Genomic DNA, 16,333 nt, shown 5'->3' with positions numbered 1-16,333 from the left:
AACTAGTGCCCCAGTACGCCGATCAGGCGGCGCAGGCGGGTGTTGTTGGGCAGGTCCTCGATCAGGACCGGCAGTCCGTCGGGCCCGCCCAGCGGGACCCGCCAGTTCGGGTACTCGTCGGTGGTGCCCGGCTGGTTCTGCGTCCGGCGCTCGCCGACGGCGTCGGCCAGCGCGACGCCGATGAGCTTGGCCGGCGTGTGCGCGACGTACCGGTGCAGCGCCTCGACGATCCGCTCGACCTCACCTTCGTGGCCGGACAGCAGGTGGCGCTCGCGCAGCGCAGCCAGCCAGGCGTCCCGATCCGCCTCGTCGACGGCGAGCTCCTCGGCCACCGGCCGGGCCAGTAGGCCCAGTCGGTCGCGCAGCTCGACGTGGTCACCGGCGAGGTACCCGGCGGTCGGCGGCAGGTCATGGGTCGTCACCGTCGCCAGGCAGAGCTCACGCCACAGCTCCGGCGCCAGCGGCTTGCCGTCGGCGTCCCGCTCGAACCAGAGCACCGACGTGCCGAGCACACCGCGCTCGGTGAGGTAGTCGCGAACCCACGGCTCGACCGTGCCGAGGTCCTCCCCCACCACGACGACACCGGCCCGCGCGGCCTCCAGCACGAGGATGCCGATCAGCGCTTCGTGGTCGTAGCGCACGTACGTGCCTTCGTTCGGGCTCTCGTCCGAGGTCACCCACCACAGCCGGAACATGCCGAGGATGTGGTCGATCCGCAGGCCGCCGCCGTGCCGCAGCTGAGCGCGGACCAGCTCACGCCACGCGGCGTACCCGGTCTCGGCCAGGGCGTCGGGGCGCCAGGGCGGCTGGGACCAGTCCTGGCCCTGCTGGTTGAAGGCGTCCGGCGGAGCACCGACGTGGATGCCGGTCGCGAGCACGTTCTGCAGCGCCCACGCGTCGGCGCCGTCCGGGTGTACGCCGACAGCGAGGTCGTGCACGACGCCGAGCTGCATGCCGGCGTTCTTCGCCCGGGCCTGGGTCCGGGCGAGCTGCTCGTCGAGCTGCCACTGCAGCCAGCAATGGAACTCCACCGCGTCGGGATTGTCGTTGCGGAAGGCAACAACGGCCGGCGCGGCCGGGTCGCGCAGCTCCTCCGGCCACTTGCTCCACTCGGGTCCGTGCACATCGGCGATCGCCGCCCAGGTGGCGAAGTCGATCAGGCCCTGGCCCTCGCGGTCGCAGTACTTGCCGTACTCCGCGATCCGGCCGATCGAGGGCCGGACGCCGAACAGCAGTTGCAGGGCTTCCCGCTTCGCGGCCCAGACAGTGTCCCGGTCGATCGCGTCGGCGTCCTCGTTCAGCGCCCTGCTCTGCAGCCCGAGGACGCGCACCCGGTCCCGCTCGGCCGGCGCCAGGTCGCCGTACTCCTCGATGTCCTCGATCCGCAGGTAGATCGGGTTCGCGAAGCGCCGCGAGGCCGGCAGGTACGGCGAAGGCTCCATCCGCCCGGCCGTCTCGGCGGCGTGCAGCGGATTGATCAGCACGAACCCGGCGCCCAGGTCGCCGGCCGACCAGGCGGCGAGGTCGGCCAGGTCGTGCAGGTCACCGATCCCCCACGACCGGCGCGAGCGGACCGAGTAAAGCTGCAGCACCCAGCCCCAGGTGCGCTCCAGCTTCTGCGGCTCGAGTCGCTGCGGCGTGACGATCACCGTCCCGGTGTGGACCTCCGGACTGCTGCCGATCCGGGCGCAGAGCTGGTGGTAGCCGAGCGGCAGGTCACCCGGCAGCTGGAACGTCGCCTCGCCGATCTGTACGCCGTCGACCCACTCCGGCTCGACCCACTTCGCCTGCTGCGGGACGTCGCGGCGCTGGCCGCCGTCCTCCAGGTCCAGCCACACCTCGACGGTGGAGCCGTGCGGCAGGTGCACCGGGAACCAGGGCGTCCAGCCCTCGCGCATCACCACCGTGGCGGGCAGCACGCGGCGCCAGCGGTTCAGCTGGTGCTCGGCGAGCGCATCGGCGGCCTTGGCCGGTGTCGACGCGTCCACACCGAGTGCGGCGAGCACAGCCGACACGACCTCGCGGGAGACCTGCACATGTTTGCCTCGCCAGTCCCAGTACTCCGTCGCCACGCCATGGGCGACCGCTAGCTCGACAAGGGCCGGAGTGGGAGCAGTCACGCGTGCGAGTCTGCCGTATCTCCGGCCCTGGAGCAGAACGCAGCGCGCCGCGTGGCGCACAAACCTGCGCTGCATCAGGTCAAACGAGTGCCGCCGCCTCCTGAGCGCATCCCCAGCCCAGAGTGATGCCACTGCCACCATGGCCGTAGTTGTGCACGACCGGTACGCCGGGAACGAGCTGCTCGTCCCGCTCCAGCCGGACCTCGGGCCGGCCCGGGCGCAGACCCACCAGCGCCTCGATGACCTCCGCGTCGGCCAGTGCGGGAACCAGGTCCGCGCAGCGCGCCACGATCGCGGCAGTGGTCGCATCGTCGACAGTGGTGTCCCAGACGCCCTGGTCCAGCGTGCCGCCGAGGATGCAGTCGTCGGTGCGCGGGTGGACGTAGGCCCGGCCGCCCGGGTGGTGCTCGTCGCGCACGGACAGCGTGAGCCCGGGATTGCGCACCCGGACGATCTGGCCGCGGATCGGGTACGTCGTACTGTCGCCGACCAGTCGCCCGGCGGCGAGACCGGCGCAATTGACGATCACGTCGGGGGCCAGGTCGAGCAGGTCGGTGAGGGCAGCGACCCGGCGTACGACGTGCTGGCCGCCGGTGTCCAGGTAGCGCTGGTGGAGCCGCGGCAGGTAGGTCGGCATCTCGACCAGGGGGACGGCGAAGCGCAGCCCGTGGGAGTAGCCGGCGGGGAGCTCGTCGGGTCGAGCTGCCCGCACCTCACCGACCGCATCGGTCCAGGGCTGGGGGCCCGGCTCGTCGCGGTAGACCACGAGCGACTCCCGCATCACGACACCGGGCATGCCACGCTCCGCTTCGGCCGCGAGCACGTCGTACGTCGTACTGCCCCAGGCGGCGACCTTGTCGGCCGGCCCTGCCGAGGTGGGGAACCAGATCGCCGCCGCCAGGTGGGAGGTGGTCGCCTCGGTCGCGTCGGCGCTCACCACGACGACGTCCTCGCCGCGCTCACGCAGCACGAGCGCGGTGGACAGGCCGCTGATGCCTGCGCCGAGCACCACGACTCTCACGCGGGAGTCCTCCGCTGACGACGAGACAGCACCAGTACGGCGACCAGCAGGCCCGCGCTGGCGATCACCAGGCCGATGGCCACACCGGCGACGTTTCCGGTGAGCTGGTAGAGCGCGGTCGGCCAGATGACCAGCAGGATCGCGCAGCCGACCACCGCGTACGCCGACGCGTGCACTCGGCCGTAGGCGACCAGTAGCGCGGCCGGGCCTGCCGTACCGACGGCGAGCGCCATCACCTCGCCGCGGTCCTGGATCAGCCAGCAGATGGACGAGCTGAACATCGCCGCGCCGGCCAGCGACCACGACGTCACCTGGTCGCGCACCAGACCGACCATGGCCAGCACGAAGGCGACCAGGATGAACCCGGTGCCGGCGATGCCCGCGCTGTTGGTGTGCACGCTCTCGTCCGGTGTCAGGACGTCGGAGGTGATCACCAGCACACCGACAGCGAGGATCCCGAACATCGCCACCAGCAAGGACGATCCCCGCAACCACCAGATCCCGACCACGGCCAGTGCGAGCGCGACGGCGACACCGGCGATCCGGCCCGCCTCGCCCTCGATCGCGACGTACGTGGCGAAGCCGGCGACGCAGCAGCCGAGCGAGGCCAGCGCGGAGCTGAGCTGTTCGCGGCGGCGGAACAGCGCGAGCACGACGGCGGCGGCCAGGAGGATCACAGCCGCGCTGGTGCCGGTGGTGATGCGGGCGGCACGACCCATCTCACCCCAGTTGGCCACCGTCAGGAGAGCAACCGCACCGAGCAGCAGCGCGCCGCCGATGTAGCCGAGCACCTCCATCAGCGCTGAGCTGTGCGGCGGATCGGGGCGTGGCTGGACGGCTTTGGCTTCTTGCTTGGACTTGGCCGACGAAGGCTCCGGCACAGGAAGCGCACCGGGACTGGAGGCTGCTCGAGCGCGGTCCGCGTCCGCCGCGTCACGGAGCGCGTCCGCCTGGTACTGGCGCAGCACTCCGGCACTCACCAGGCGCTTGAGTTCGTCATCCAGCCTGCTCGGCATAGACCGTCGTTCCTCCTCGCGGGTGGTTCGGTGAACTCAGGCGGTGTCACTACAGTAGGGCGGCGAGATGCCTATTCTGCTCAGTCACCCCGTGTCCCTGCTCAGTCACCCCCTGCTTTCCCTGCCGGAGCAGTTCCCGACGTTCTTCCGCCGCGGCAACGACGGCCGGCTCGAAGTGACCGACCAGATCGTCATGGTCCCGGCCAGGATCGCCGGGCTGATCCTGGCCTTCTTCGTGCTGCGCTGGCTGCTGCACAAGGCGATCCGGCGCTTCGCCCGGCGGACCGGCAACGGCGCCGTGGCCGGAGTCCTGGCCAAGTCGAAGATCGGCCAGGGGTTCGTCGAGAACACGCTGGCCAACGAGCGCCGGGCCCAGCGCGCGGAGACCATCGCCTCGCTGCTGTGCAGCGCGGTGACCATCGTGCTGACCGCCGTCACGGTCGTGATGGTGCTGGCCGAGCTCGGCTTCAACATCCTGCCGGTGGTCGCGTCGGCGAGCATCATCGGTGTCGCGCTCGGCTTCGGCGCCCAGACGCTGGTCAAGGACTTCCTGGCCGGCATCTTCATGATCTTCGAGGACCAGTACGGCGTCGGCGACCTGATCGACATGGAGAAGGCCACCGGCGTCGTCGAGGCCGTCGGCCTGCGCGTCACCCGCCTGCGCGGCGAGGACGGCACGATCTGGTACGTGCGCAACGGCGAGGTCCTGCGGATCGGCAACATGACCAACCGCGACCCGGCCGGCGGCCCCACCGGCGTCGGCTCGGCCGCCGAGAAGGAGGACGGGCTCCAGCCGGTCGAGGCCCCCGCCGAGCCGGCCACCTCGTCGTCCGGCTCAACCTCCGCCTCCGCCGCCGCGACCTCGACCGCCGCTTCCGAGCCGGCCCAGTCCCGCCCGGCCGACGGGCACGTGCCGGTCGACTGACACCACCCACAAACCTCGAACGGCGCCGAACCCCCACAGGGGCCGGCGCCGTTCGGCGTACTGGGAACGTCAGGCCGCGAAGGTGACGTCCAGCGTGATCGTCGTACCGGTCAGTGCCTGCGAGACCGGGCAGTTCTTCTTGGCGTCCTCGGCGAACTCGGCGAACTGCTCGGCGGTCAGGCCGGGCACCTTGCCGTTGACCGAGAGCACGATGCCGGTGATGCCCTCGCCGGGCTGGAAGGTGACGTCCGCGGTGGTGTCGATCGACTCCGGCGCGTGGCCGGCGCCGGCCAGCGCGTGCGACAGGGCCATCGAGAAGCAGGTCGAGTGCGCCGCCGCGATCAGTTCCTCGGGGCTGGTCTTGCCGTTGGCCTCGTTCGCCCGGGAGGCCCACGAAACGTCGTAGGTCCCGATGCCGGACGACGTGAGCGCGACCTGACCGGCGCCCTCCATCAGCGAGCCTTCCCAGTGGGCCTTGGCGGTGCGAGTGGTTGCCATACTCGTGGTTTCTCCTTCGAGAGGATCGATCAGCTTCCGGACACGTCGATCGCGCCGGGGTACTGCGGTTCGTCGGTGTTCACCATGCTGTGCGCCGCCATCACCATGTACTTCCAGATCTCCTCGTCGCGATCCGGCGGCAGCGCGATCTCGTCGAGGGCGGCCCGCATGTGGCCGAGCCAGCGGTCCCGCGCGCTCGGGGTGACGGCGAACGGGTTGTGCCGCATCCGCAGCCGGGGGTGCCCGCGCTGCTCGGAGTAGATCTTCGGCCCGCCCCAGTACTGCTCCAGGAACATCCGGAACCGGTCCTCGGCCGGGCCGAGGTCCTCCTCCGGGTACATCGGGCGCAGGACCGGGTCGGCCGCGACGCCGCGGTAGAACGCCGCGATCAGCCGGCGGAACGTCTCGGCCCCGCCGACGGCGTCGTAGAAACTCTGTGGCTCACTCATCGGTATCCAGTGTCTCAACCCACCGCAACGTGCTGCTCGAGGGCTGCCCGTTCGGTCTCGTCGAGCGGCCGTTTGGCATGCGTGTCCGCGGTCACGGCGACCAGGACGGAGGTCGCCTTGCAGTAGGTCAGTCCCTCCGCGGCGTCCACGATCTGCGACTGCAGCGTGTACGACGACGTGCCGATCGCGGACACCCAGACCTCGACGGCGTACGGCGGATGCCGCAGCACGATCGGCCGCAGATAGTCGACGGTCTGGCTGACCAGCACCACCGGCGACCGCCCGAAGAACTCGTCCGCGCCGACCCCGAACACCCCGGCCAGGAACGCGATCCGCGCCTCCTGCAGATAGTCGAAGTACCGCACGTTGTTGACGTGGTCGTAGGAGTCGATGTCCGACCACCGCACCAATACGGGATGACTGAACTTCACTCGCCCACCAACTTCGACAATGCCTCGCGCTCGATCGGCGTGATCCGGCGCAGCCGGTTCGCGGCGAAGTCGAACGGGACCAGCCGGGTCCGTGCCTGGACGTAGGACGTGTACGGCTCGACGTCCAGGATCTCGTAGTCGACGGTGAACGACGCCGCCTTGATCTCGGAGATCCACAACTCGATCCGGACCGGTTCCGGGCGGAACCGCAGCGGTGCCCGGTACTGCACCTCGTGCCGCGCGACCAGCAGCCCGGTCTCCAGGTCGTCGGCCCCGAGCTCCTTGGCGGTCCGGAACAAAAAGTCGACCCGGGCGTCCTGCAGGTAGTCGACGTACCGGCCGTTGTTCACGTGGCCGAGCGCGTCCATGTCCCCCCAGCGCAACGGGCAGTGGTAGACGTGCCGGTTGTGATGATCCACACGAGGATCATCCCATCCGGACCACGGCCAGTTCGGCGCAACGTGGGTAATGTCATCCCGGAAACCAAACCGAACTCAGGAGTAGGTGCGATGAGCGAGCAGCAGCGGGTGGCGATCGTGACCGGGGCGGCCCGGGGAATCGGCGCCGCCGTGGCGCAGCGGCTCGCGGCCGACGGCAACGCGGTCGCCGTGCTGGACCTGGACGAGGCGGCCTGCGCCGGCACCGTCGACGCGATCACCGGCGCGGGCGGCAAGGCCCTCGCGGTCGGCTGCGACGTCAGCAAGTCCGACCAGGTGACCGCGGCGGTCGAGCGGGTGGTGGCCGAGCTCGGCGCCCCGACGATCCTGGTCAACAACGCCGGCGTACTGCGCGACAACCTGCTGTTCAAGATGTCCGAGGACGACTGGGACACCGTGATGTCGGTGCACCTGCGCGGCAGCTTCCTGATGTCGAAGGCCTGCCAGGCGCACATGGTCGAGGCAGGCTACGGCCGGATGGTGTTCCTGTCGTCGACGTCGGCGCTGGGCAACCGCGGCCAGGCCAACTACGCCTCGGCGAAGGCCGGCCTGCAGGGCCTGGCCAAGACGCTGGCGATCGAGCTGGGCAAGTTCGGTATCACCGCGAACGCGATCGCGCCGGGCTTCATCGAGACCGACATGACCGCGGCCACCGCGGCGCGGGTCGGCGTCGACTTCGAGGAGTTCAAGAAGGCCACCGCCGCCACCATCCCGGTGAACCGGACGGGCAAGCCCGAGGACATCGCGGCCGCCGCGTCGTTCTTCTGCAGCGAGGAAGCCGGCTTCGTCTCCGGCCAGGTGCTGTACGTCGCCGGCGGACCCCGCAACTGAGGCTGGAGACCCGAGATGACCCGCACCTTCACCGGAGTCGACGAGGTCGTCGGCGCGGTCGGCACCCAGCTCGGCGAGACCGCGTGGCTGGAGATCACCCAGCAGCAGGTGAACCAGTTCGCCGAGGCGACCGGTGACCACCAGTGGATCCACGTCGACGTCGAGCGCGCGGCGACCGGCCCGTACGGCGGAACGATCGCGCACGGCTATCTCACCCTCAGCCTGATCGCGCGCTTCGGCGAAGAGCTGTTCTCGGTCGAGGGCGTCACCGCCAAGCTCAACTACGGCGTCAACAAGGTCCGCTTCCCGACGCCGGTCCCGGTCGGCTCGCGGATCCGGGCAGGCGCGTCGATCGCCGGCGCGCAGGAAACCCCGGCCGGCGTTCAGGTCTCGCTGCAGTGGGTCATCGAGCTGGAGAACTCCACCAAGCCGGCCTGCGTCGCGGAGACCGTCGTCCTACTGGTCCCCTAGGAACCGGGCCGCCAGCCGCTCCTCGACCACGTCCCCGTCCGCCGCCCGTACGCCGTACGCGGCGGCGCCGGGACGAGACGTCACGACGTCGACCAGCTCCCCGTCCCGGAAGTGCAGCCCGACTCCGTCCTCGGCCGCGTAGCCGTCCGGGAACCCACCGCGGACCAGGTCGAGGTAGGTCCCGCGCCGCAGCTCCTCGCCGTCGTAGTGCGGGCAGCCACTTCCCGCGAGCAGCCCGAGCCCGTCGGGCAACGGGTCGCACCCGTTCGCGTCGAACGAGTCGGTCACCGACGCCTCGAACCAGCAGTTCATCCCGGCGCTGATCCCGGCCAGGACGACGCCGTCGTCGTACGCGTCCTTCAGCACCCGGTCGAGTCCATGCACCCGCCACACCGCCAGCAGGTTCGCGGTGTTGCCGCCGCCGACGTACACGACGTCCTGACTCCGTACGAACGCGTCCAGGTCCGTCACCGTCCGGGTGAACAAGGACAGCACCGACGCCTCCGCCCGGTCCGGCGAGAACGCGTCGAGGAACCGCTCGACGTAGCCGGGGGAATCGCCGCTCGCGGTCGGCACGAAGCAGACCCGGGGCAGGCGGCCGGTCACGCCGGTCAGGGACAGCAGGTGGTCGTCGAGCAACGGGTTGTCCGGCTCCATCGAGAAGCCGCCTCCGCCCAGGGCGAAGATCTGTGAGCCAGGCAAGGAACTCCTTCGGTCAGAGCGGACAGATCAGGACGGCGTGCGTCGCGGTGCGCTGGTAGCCGAGCCATTCGTTGACCGCGATCATCGGGGCGTTGCCGTCGTAGTTGGCGGTGTACATGCGCACGACGCCGGCTTCGGCGGGCCGGTGCAGCGCCGCGCACTTGACCAGCTTGGCGAGGCCGCGCCCACGGTACTCCGGCAGGGTCGCGGTCATCTGGGTCCAGATCTTCTCGTGGTCGCCGTTGCCGAGGGTGAAACCGGCGACGCGGTCCCCGTCGAGCAGCGCCATGCTCAGGTCGAGCACGATCCCGGGTGAGTTCCAGATCGACTTCAGCCAGGTCTCGTACGGCTGGCCGACGATCTTCGCGTCGCCCGGCTTGGTGCGCTGCGCGATCTGCTCCGCGTCGTACAGCTGCCGGGGATCCAGTTCATTCAGTGGCACCAGCCGCATCCCGTCCGGCACCGGTGGCAGCGCCGGCGCGTCGGCGGGCGCCATGCTCACGTAGTGGACCCGCCGGGTCTCGCGGTAACCCCACCGCGACGCCCACTCGACCGACGCCGGCTCCGCGAACACTCGCGCGCTCACGGCGCCGGCTTCCTTCAACCGTTCGTGGGCGATCTCCAGCAGCCGCGTGCCGACCCCACGCAGGCGGTGGTCCGGGTGCACCATCAGCCGGAGTTGCCCGTCCAGCGGGTCCGAGCCGGAGATCAGGGCCGTGGTCAACCAGCCGATCACCTGCCCGTCCTCGACTGCGGCGAGGACGGTGCCGCCGGGCCCGGACCGCGCGCCGGCCAGGCGGCGAAGTCCTCCTCCGGTGATCGCCAGGAACGGCGCGACGAGATCGTGCAGCGCCAGCGCCGACTCGGCGTCGGCGGGAACAGGTGGCCTGATCTCCATCGGAACTCCTTCCACCGAAGTACTGCGGAAGATATCGCTGCACCGGGTCGATCAGGACTGGACCGGTGTCAACAGCCCAACAGACTCCGGTGCGTGAACGCCGCCACCGGTACCCCGCCGCATGAGCGTCACAGCGGGCGAAGCAGCCCTGTCTGCGTCTCCACCCGGCGGTAGCCGAGCCAGTTGTTCACGGCAAGCATCGGACCGTTCTCGTCGTCGTTCGAGGTGAACGCCCCGGTGATTCCGGCGGCCGCCGCGCGCCGCAACGCGACCGACTTCACCAGCTTCGCCAGCCCCCGCCCCCGGTACGCCGGCAGCGTGCCGGTCATGCCCGCCCAGGCCCGGTCCCCGGCCGTCTCGACCGCATGGAACGACACCATCTCGTCGCCGGCCATCGCCGCGACCGAGAGCGCCTTGTTCAGCCCGGGCGCCTGCCAGATCTCCCGCACCCACTCGTCGAAGTCGACGGCGTCGATCGGCGAATCGCCCGGCTCGTCCCGGCTCGCGATCGTGTCGGCCTCGTACGCCTGCCGCGCGGTCACCTGGTCGAGGCCGACCAGCTGGATGCCGTCCGGCGTGGGCGGCTGCTCCGGCAACGGCTGCCGCAGGTCGATCCCGGCGTAGTGCATCTGCCGCGAGCCGTCGTACCCACGCCGCTTGGCGAAATCGACTCCGGTCCGGGTGGCGAAGGTCCGCACCCGAACGGCGCCGATCCCGGCGAGATGGTCGTGCAGCCGCTCGACCAGCGCCGCGCCGATGCCGCGGAGGCGATGGTCCGGATGCACGTACAGCGTCAGCCAGGCCTGGCCCGGTTCACTCGTCCAGGTGTTGAGTCCGGTCGAGCCGAACGCTACAACCCGGCCGTCGACCTCCGCGACCAGCTTGAGCGCACGCTGCTCGTCCACCACGGTGTCGAGATCGTGCCGGACGGTCGCGGCCGACATCACCGAGTACGGGAAGACGTCCCAGCGCACCGCCGAAATCGCCTCGGCGTCGTCCGGCCGAGCTGGTCTGATGTCCATCCGCGAACGGTAACCAGCGGCCCACTCGCCCGGCCAACGGTTTTGGGACGCGACCGCAACGGCTCACGATTCTGCGGCGAGCCGGTCTACCACTAGGGCATGTCTGCCGATTCCCCGCCGTAGCGAGCAGGTGCTCGGCAGTAGGCGGGGAATCGGCAGACATGCCCTAAGGTTGGCGGGTGCCTGTGATCGCGACCACTGCGCTGACCAAGCGCTACCCCCGTGTGACGGCACTGGACGAGCTGACCGTCGAGGTGGGGTCCGGCGTGACCGGACTGGTCGGAGCCAATGGTGCCGGCAAGTCGACCCTGCTGAAGATCCTGCTCGGACTGATCGCCCCGACCGCCGGAAGTGCCATCGTGCTGGGACACGACGTGGTCACCGGTGGCGAGGCGGTCCGGGCGCTGGTCGGCTACATGCCCGAGCACGACTGCCTGCCGCCCGACGTCTCCGCGACCGAGTTCGTCGTCCACCTCGGCCAGATGTCCGGGCTGCCCGCCACGGCGGCCCGCGAACGCGCGGCCGACGTCCTGCGGCACGTCGGACTGGACGAGGCTCGCTACCGGCCGATGGGCGGTTACTCGACCGGTATGAAGCAGCGGGTCAAGCTGGCGCAGGCGCTGACACACGATCCGAAGCTCGTCCTGCTGGACGAACCGACCAACGGCCTCGACCCGGCCGGCCGCGACGAGATGCTCGCGCTGGTCCGGCGGATCGGCACCGAGTTCGGCATCCCGGTCCTGATCACGTCGCACCTGCTCGGTGAGCTGGAGTCCGTCTGCGACCACATCGTCGTTCTGGACGGCGGCCGCCTGCTCCGCTCGGAGTCGAAGGCCGCGCTGACCGGCGAGACCGGCGTACTGGCTGTGGAGGTGCGCGACCTGAGCGGCCGTGACCGGCTCGGAGCCGCGCTGGCTCACGCGGGTGCGCGGGCCCGAGCCGAAGGGCCGTTGGTGCTGGTGGAGATCACCGGCGACGCGACCTACGACCTGGTCCGCGACACCGTCGCCGAGCTCGGGCTGGGTCTGGTCCGGGTCGAACCGCACCGGCATCGGCTGGAAGAGGTCTTCAGTGTCTGAGCAGTTCGCGCCGCAGCAGAACCCGCGGACCGGCGTCATCCACGACATCGGCTACCGGCACTACGAGGGCCCGCGGCTCGGCCGGTTCGCGATCACCCAGGCTCTGCTGGTCGCCAGCGTCCGGCACGCCTACGGACTCGGCCGGTCCGGCAAGTCCAAGGTGATGCCGATCCTGCTGCTCGCGGTGATGGTGGTCCCGGTCGCGATCATCGTCGGCATCGAGGTCGCGATGAAGCTCGACAGCCCGCCGATCATCCCGGCCCACTACGTTTTCTTCCTGCAGCCGGTGATCGCGCTCTACCTCGCCTCGCAGGCGCCGCAGCTGTTCTCCCGCGACCTGCGCTACGGCTCGATCGTGCTGTACCTGGCCCGGCCGCCACGTCGTACGGACTATGCGCTGGCCAAGCTCGGCGCCCTGGTGATCGCGCTGCTGATCCTGATCGGCATCCCGCTGTTCATCCTGTACGTCGGGGCGCTGCTGGCGAAGTTCGACGTCACCGACATGACGAAGGAGTTCGCCGTCGGGCTCGCGGGTGGGCTGCTGCTGTCGATCCTGCTCGCGTCGATCGGCGGCCTGATCGCGGCCGCGACCCCGCGCCGGGGCTTCGCCGTCGCGGCGATCATCACCGTGCTGATCGTGTCGTTCACCGCGACCATCACCACCACCGCGATCCTCGACCCCGACCAGACCATGGACAGCACGGCGGCCCGATTCGCCAACCTGGGTTCGCCGTTCACGCTGTCCCGCACGCTCGGCACGTTCCTGTTCCGCGACGACAGCGACGGCTGGATGCCGACCACCACGCAGGGCCTGGTGTTTCTCGGGGTCTACCTGGTGATCGTCGGCCTGTGCGTCTGGGGCCTGAACCGCCGGTACGCGAAGGTGGCCCACGGGTGAGCGTGATCCAGATCGACAAGGTCTCCCGCTGGTACGGCAACGTCGTCGCGGTCAACGACGTGACGATGACGATCGGCCCGGGCGTCACCGGCCTGCTGGGACCGAACGGCGCCGGCAAGTCCACGCTGATCACGATGATGGCGGGCTTCCTGCCGCCGTCGGTCGGCGCCGTCACGCTGGACGGCGTACCGGTGTGGCGCAACGAGCAGGCCTACTCGCAGATCGGCCTCGTGCCGGAGACCGAAGCGGTCTACGACACGCTGACCGGCGGTGACTTCGTCCGGGCGAACGCCGAGCTGCACGGCCTGTCGCAGCCGGGCGACGCCGCGAGCGCGGCCATCGCGACCGTGGCGATGGAGGACGCGGCCGGGCGCCGCATCGCGACGTACTCGAAGGGCATGAAGCAGCGGATCAAGATGGCCGCCGCGCTCGTGCACGAGCCGGCGGTGCTGCTGCTCGACGAACCCTTCAACGGCATGGACCCGCGGCAACGGCTGCACCTGATGGAACTGCTGCGCAAGATGGGCAGCGACGGCCGCACGGTGCTGTTCAGCTCGCACATCCTGGAGGAGGTGCAGCAGGTCGCCACCCACATCGAGGTGGTCGTGTCCGGGCGGCACGCGGCCTCCGGCGACTACCGCGCGATCCGCACGCTGATGACCGACCGCCCGATGCTGTACCGGCTGCGCTCCAGCGACAACCGCCGGCTCGCCGCCGCGCTGATCGGCGACCCGTCGACAACCGGCGCCGACCTCGACGCCGCGGCGCTGCAGGTCCGGGTGGTCGACTTCGAACGCTTCAGCCGGCTCGTCCCCACGCTCGCCCGCGACCTCGGCATCCGGCTGCTCGAGGTCTCGCCGACCGACGAGTCCCTCGAGAGCGTGTTCTCCTACCTCGTCGGGAGGCGTTGATGGTCCCCCGCACGATCGCCCGGCTCACCCTGGCCACGCTCTTCGGCCACCGCCGCGGTCTCCTGCTCTACGTCCTGCCCGGCGTCTTCGTCGCGCTCAGCGTGCTACTCGCGCTGACCGTCGACGACAAGACCGGCCTGCAACCCGCCCTGCTGCAGCAACTCGGCCTCGCGGTCATCCTGCCGCTCGTCGCCCTGGTCGCCGGCACCGGCGCGATCGCCTCCGAGATCGACGACGGCTCGATCGTCTATTTGCTCAGCAAGCCGATCAAACGCTCCACGATCGTGCTCACCAAGGCTTTCGTCGCGATCGGCGTGGTCCTGCTGCTCGGCGCGCTGCCGATCCTGCTGGCGGGTGTCGTGCTCGACTCCGGGGACGTCCGGACTGCAGTTGCCTTCGGCATCGGTTCTCTGGTCGCCGGTATCGCGTACGTCGCGATCTTCACCGCCCTTTCGGTGTTCTCCGGCAACGCGGTCACGGTGGGCCTGATCTACTCCCTGCTCTGGGAAAGCGTGATGGGCCAGTACGTCGACGGCGCGAAGGTGTTGTCGGTCCAGCAGTGGTCGCTCGCGCTGATCAGCAAGCTCACCGACGCTCCGCAGGTGGAGTCCGCGGTCAAGCTTCCGATCGCCACGATCCTCCTCGTCGTGGTCACGGTCGGCGGCCTCACCCTGGCCGTCGCCAAGCTCCGATCGCTCGTCCTCTCCACCGCCGAGTAATCCCCCACGCGGGCGCCTCCGCTCGCTAACGCTCGCACGGTGCCTGCTCCCACCCACCCCCTTCATTGGGTGCGCGTGCTGGCGCCCGCTTCGGTGCGCGCTGCCCCGCTTGAGTGCGCGTGCTGCCGCCCGCTTCGGTGCGCGCTGCCGCGCTTGAGTGCGCGTGCTGGCGCCCGCTGTCGCGGGGCGCGTCGATGTCCCGACTCCGCGCCTCTCCCTGCGGCTGGGCGCGCGCGCAGCGAGCCGCGACCAACGGGCACCGGGCGCACCAGGGCAACTGCCTCGACACGAGTCCACCGCCCCGCTCAGGTCGCACGCGTTGAGCACACAGCGCGCGCGGCCGTGCCATGATCGGGGTTCGATTTCCACCGGTGGTCTGCGCGAGGAGTTGACGAATGAGTGACCGAGCTGACGACTTCGGCGACCTCGCCATGGATCTGCACAACCAAGGTGACGTGCTGTCGACGGTGGAGCGGGTGCTGGAGTTCGCGGTCGAAGCGCTGCACTACGACCATGCGTCCGTGCTCCTGATGCAGCGCAAAAGCGCTCGGACGTTCGCCGCGACCGACGAGCTGATCACCACCGCGGACCAGTCCCAGATCGACCTCGGCGAGGGCCCGAGCCTGCTGGCCATGACGGACCACGACGACGTGCTCGTCGAGGACACCGCCACCGAGACCCGCTGGCCCGAGTGGGCGCCGACCGCCGCCGCCGGCGGCATCCGCAGCGCGCTGGCGATCCGCTTGTCCACGGGACACTCCACCCGCGGGGCCTTGAACCTGGTCTCCTCGGAGCCGTACGTCTTCAACGAGGGCGACCGCGAAGCAGCCCACCTGCTCGCGCTGCACGCCTCGATCGCGATCTGCTCGGCGCAGGTCGAGTCCGACCTGCATCGAGCCGTCGACTCGCGCAAGGAGGTCGGTCAGGCGGTCGGGCGGCTGATGGAGCGCTACGAGCTCACCGCCGTCCAGGCGTTCGGCGTACTGCAGCGCTACTCCCAGCATCGCAACCAGCGACTGCGGGAGGTCGCCCGCCACGTGATCGAGACCGGGGGCCTTCCCCGGTAGCGGACGCCGGGGCGGGCCGATCAGTGGAGGGCCCGGTTGTCCCCGGCTTCGGTCGGACCGGAGCCGGGTCAGTCGCCGCCGGAGGTGAGTTCGGAGGCCGGGATCGCGCCGTCGATGATGCCACCGGCGACGAGCCTGAGCTGCTGGCGATTGCGCCGGGCATGGCGCCGCATCAGCACGAAGGCTTCGTCGACGCTGATCCCGGCGCGCTCGGACAGGACTCCCTTGGCTTGCTCGAGCAGGATGCGGCTGTTCAGCGCGGACTGAAGCTGCTCGGCCAGCACCTCCGCGCGGCGTACCGTACGTTCCTGCAACAACCCGACCGTCGCGATGTCGCACAGCGCTTGGCCGAGGGCGACATCGGCCTCGCTGAGGGTGCTCCGCTCGACGCAGAACAGGTTCAGCACTCCGATGACCTGGCCGCGGAGACGCAGCGGGATCGCATGGGTCGAGCGGTAGCCGGCGGTGATCGTCGCGTCCCGGAACCGGGGCCAGCGCTGCTCGACCTCACTCAGGTCGATGTTCACCATCCTCTCGCCCGTCGAATAACAGTCCAGGCAAGGGCCCTCGTCGTTCTGCAGGACGAACAACTCCAGGACTTTCGCCTCCTCGGTGGTGGAGGCCATCACGTGCAGCACGCTGCGCTGGTCGGCGAGGATCAAACCGGCCGCGTCGGCTTCCAGGAGTTCGACGCTGCGCTCACACAGCGTGTGCAGGAGTTCGAGTACGTCGAAGTCGTCGACGAGGGTGTCCGCGAGTTCGACGAACACCTGCGCGAGCCGCTGCTCCCTGCTCATTGTGCGCCGCCTTTCCGGACCGGCTGGTCCCCTGTGCACCG

The 16,333-nt window shown here is 70.2% G+C and carries 19 protein-coding genes; 8 read left to right on the top strand and 11 right to left on the bottom strand.

Features of this window, described 5'->3' with window-relative positions:
• Nucleotides 1-2: 2 nt before the first annotated feature.
• The 3 genes from malQ to BWI15_RS04175 all read right to left on the bottom strand — a co-directional run bounded on the left by malQ (nucleotide 3) and on the right by BWI15_RS04175 (nucleotide 4,157).
• Complete coding sequence (gene malQ, locus BWI15_RS04185) at nucleotides 3-2,120, bottom strand: 4-alpha-glucanotransferase (RefSeq protein WP_077012955.1); 2,118 nt, start codon at nucleotides 2,118-2,120, stop codon at nucleotides 3-5.
• A gap of 79 nt (nucleotides 2,121-2,199) precedes the next feature.
• Entirely contained in the window at nucleotides 2,200-3,141 is a 942-nt protein-coding gene (locus BWI15_RS04180) for an FAD-dependent oxidoreductase (protein WP_077012954.1), read from the bottom strand.
• Nucleotides 3,138-4,157 (bottom strand): DUF2157 domain-containing protein, encoded by a 1,020-nt coding sequence (locus tag BWI15_RS04175; protein WP_077012953.1) that lies wholly within the window; start codon nucleotides 4,155-4,157, stop codon nucleotides 3,138-3,140. The genes BWI15_RS04180 and BWI15_RS04175 overlap by 4 nt, the downstream gene beginning before the upstream one ends.
• Nucleotides 4,158-4,224: 67 nt before the next feature.
• On the opposite strand from BWI15_RS04175, the gene BWI15_RS04170 reads away from it, so the two are divergent.
• On the top strand, nucleotides 4,225-5,082 hold the full coding sequence (locus BWI15_RS04170) for a mechanosensitive ion channel family protein (protein WP_077012952.1): 858 nt from the start codon (nucleotides 4,225-4,227) through the stop codon (nucleotides 5,080-5,082).
• Between the two features lie 69 nt (nucleotides 5,083-5,151).
• Here the strand turns inward: BWI15_RS04170 and BWI15_RS04165 are convergent, their stop codons facing one another.
• Genes BWI15_RS04165 through BWI15_RS04150 form a run of 4 tightly spaced genes read right to left on the bottom strand, consistent with a single transcriptional unit; the run spans nucleotide 5,152 to nucleotide 6,879 of the window.
• Complete coding sequence (locus BWI15_RS04165; protein WP_077012951.1) at nucleotides 5,152-5,580, bottom strand: OsmC family protein; 429 nt, start codon at nucleotides 5,578-5,580, stop codon at nucleotides 5,152-5,154.
• Nucleotides 5,581-5,609: 29 nt separating this feature from the next.
• Complete coding sequence (locus tag BWI15_RS04160) at nucleotides 5,610-6,029, bottom strand: globin (protein WP_077012950.1); 420 nt, start codon at nucleotides 6,027-6,029, stop codon at nucleotides 5,610-5,612.
• Nucleotides 6,030-6,043: 14 nt separating this feature from the next.
• Entirely contained in the window at nucleotides 6,044-6,436 is a 393-nt protein-coding gene (locus BWI15_RS04155) for an acyl-CoA thioesterase (protein WP_237771121.1), read from the bottom strand.
• Nucleotides 6,437-6,456: 20 nt separating this feature from the next.
• Nucleotides 6,457-6,879, bottom strand: coding sequence for an acyl-CoA thioesterase (locus BWI15_RS04150; protein ID WP_237771120.1), 423 nt, complete (start codon nucleotides 6,877-6,879; stop codon nucleotides 6,457-6,459).
• A gap of 90 nt (nucleotides 6,880-6,969) precedes the next feature.
• On the opposite strand from BWI15_RS04150, the gene fabG reads away from it, so the two are divergent.
• Both fabG and BWI15_RS04140 read left to right on the top strand, forming a co-directional pair.
• The gene (gene fabG / locus BWI15_RS04145; protein WP_077012948.1) at nucleotides 6,970-7,728 is read left to right on the top strand and encodes a 3-oxoacyl-ACP reductase FabG; all 759 of its coding nucleotides are present in this window, start codon (nucleotides 6,970-6,972) and stop codon (nucleotides 7,726-7,728) included.
• Nucleotides 7,729-7,743: 15 nt separating this feature from the next.
• On the top strand, nucleotides 7,744-8,199 hold the full coding sequence (locus BWI15_RS04140; protein ID WP_077012947.1) for a MaoC family dehydratase: 456 nt from the start codon (nucleotides 7,744-7,746) through the stop codon (nucleotides 8,197-8,199).
• Here BWI15_RS04140 and BWI15_RS04135 read toward each other — a convergent pair.
• From BWI15_RS04135 to BWI15_RS04125, 3 genes are all read right to left on the bottom strand, one after another.
• Nucleotides 8,185-8,901, bottom strand: a complete 717-nt coding sequence (locus BWI15_RS04135) for a peptidase E (RefSeq protein ID WP_202817569.1) — start codon at nucleotides 8,899-8,901, stop codon at nucleotides 8,185-8,187. The two genes, BWI15_RS04140 and BWI15_RS04135, sit on opposite strands and share 15 nt — an antisense overlap.
• A 13-nt stretch (nucleotides 8,902-8,914) precedes the next feature.
• On the bottom strand, nucleotides 8,915-9,799 hold the full coding sequence (locus BWI15_RS04130) for a GNAT family N-acetyltransferase (protein WP_077012946.1): 885 nt from the start codon (nucleotides 9,797-9,799) through the stop codon (nucleotides 8,915-8,917).
• 128 nt (nucleotides 9,800-9,927) lie between these two features.
• A complete protein-coding gene (locus BWI15_RS04125) occupies nucleotides 9,928-10,821 on the bottom strand; it encodes a GNAT family N-acetyltransferase (RefSeq protein WP_077012945.1) in 894 nt (297 codons plus the stop codon).
• A gap of 179 nt (nucleotides 10,822-11,000) precedes the next feature.
• Between BWI15_RS04125 and BWI15_RS04120 the strand changes: the two genes are divergently transcribed.
• The 5 genes from BWI15_RS04120 (at nucleotide 11,001) to BWI15_RS04100 (ending at nucleotide 15,495) form a co-directional block, all read left to right on the top strand.
• On the top strand, nucleotides 11,001-11,900 hold the full coding sequence (locus BWI15_RS04120) for an ABC transporter ATP-binding protein (protein WP_077012944.1): 900 nt from the start codon (nucleotides 11,001-11,003) through the stop codon (nucleotides 11,898-11,900).
• The gene (locus BWI15_RS04115; protein WP_077012943.1) at nucleotides 11,893-12,798 is read left to right on the top strand and encodes an ABC transporter permease subunit; all 906 of its coding nucleotides are present in this window, start codon (nucleotides 11,893-11,895) and stop codon (nucleotides 12,796-12,798) included. Before BWI15_RS04120 ends, BWI15_RS04115 begins: the two co-directional genes overlap by 8 nt.
• Entirely contained in the window at nucleotides 12,795-13,709 is a 915-nt protein-coding gene (locus BWI15_RS04110; RefSeq protein WP_077012942.1) for an ABC transporter ATP-binding protein, read from the top strand. Before BWI15_RS04115 ends, BWI15_RS04110 begins: the two co-directional genes overlap by 4 nt.
• A complete protein-coding gene (locus BWI15_RS04105) occupies nucleotides 13,709-14,428 on the top strand; it encodes an ABC transporter permease (RefSeq protein ID WP_077012941.1) in 720 nt (239 codons plus the stop codon). The genes BWI15_RS04110 and BWI15_RS04105 overlap by 1 nt, the downstream gene beginning before the upstream one ends.
• A gap of 395 nt (nucleotides 14,429-14,823) precedes the next feature.
• On the top strand, nucleotides 14,824-15,495 hold the full coding sequence (locus BWI15_RS04100; RefSeq protein WP_077012940.1) for a GAF and ANTAR domain-containing protein: 672 nt from the start codon (nucleotides 14,824-14,826) through the stop codon (nucleotides 15,493-15,495).
• A 68-nt stretch (nucleotides 15,496-15,563) separates the two neighbouring features.
• On the opposite strand, the gene BWI15_RS04095 is transcribed toward BWI15_RS04100, so the two are convergent.
• On the bottom strand, nucleotides 15,564-16,292 hold the full coding sequence (locus tag BWI15_RS04095; protein ID WP_077012939.1) for a GAF and ANTAR domain-containing protein: 729 nt from the start codon (nucleotides 16,290-16,292) through the stop codon (nucleotides 15,564-15,566).
• Nucleotides 16,293-16,333: the final 41 nt, after the last annotated feature.

This window comes from Kribbella sp. ALI-6-A (genome assembly GCF_001984195.1).
GTDB lineage: Bacteria > Actinomycetota > Actinomycetes > Propionibacteriales > Kribbellaceae > Kribbella.
This window is presented reverse-complemented; position numbering and strand designations above follow the sequence as displayed.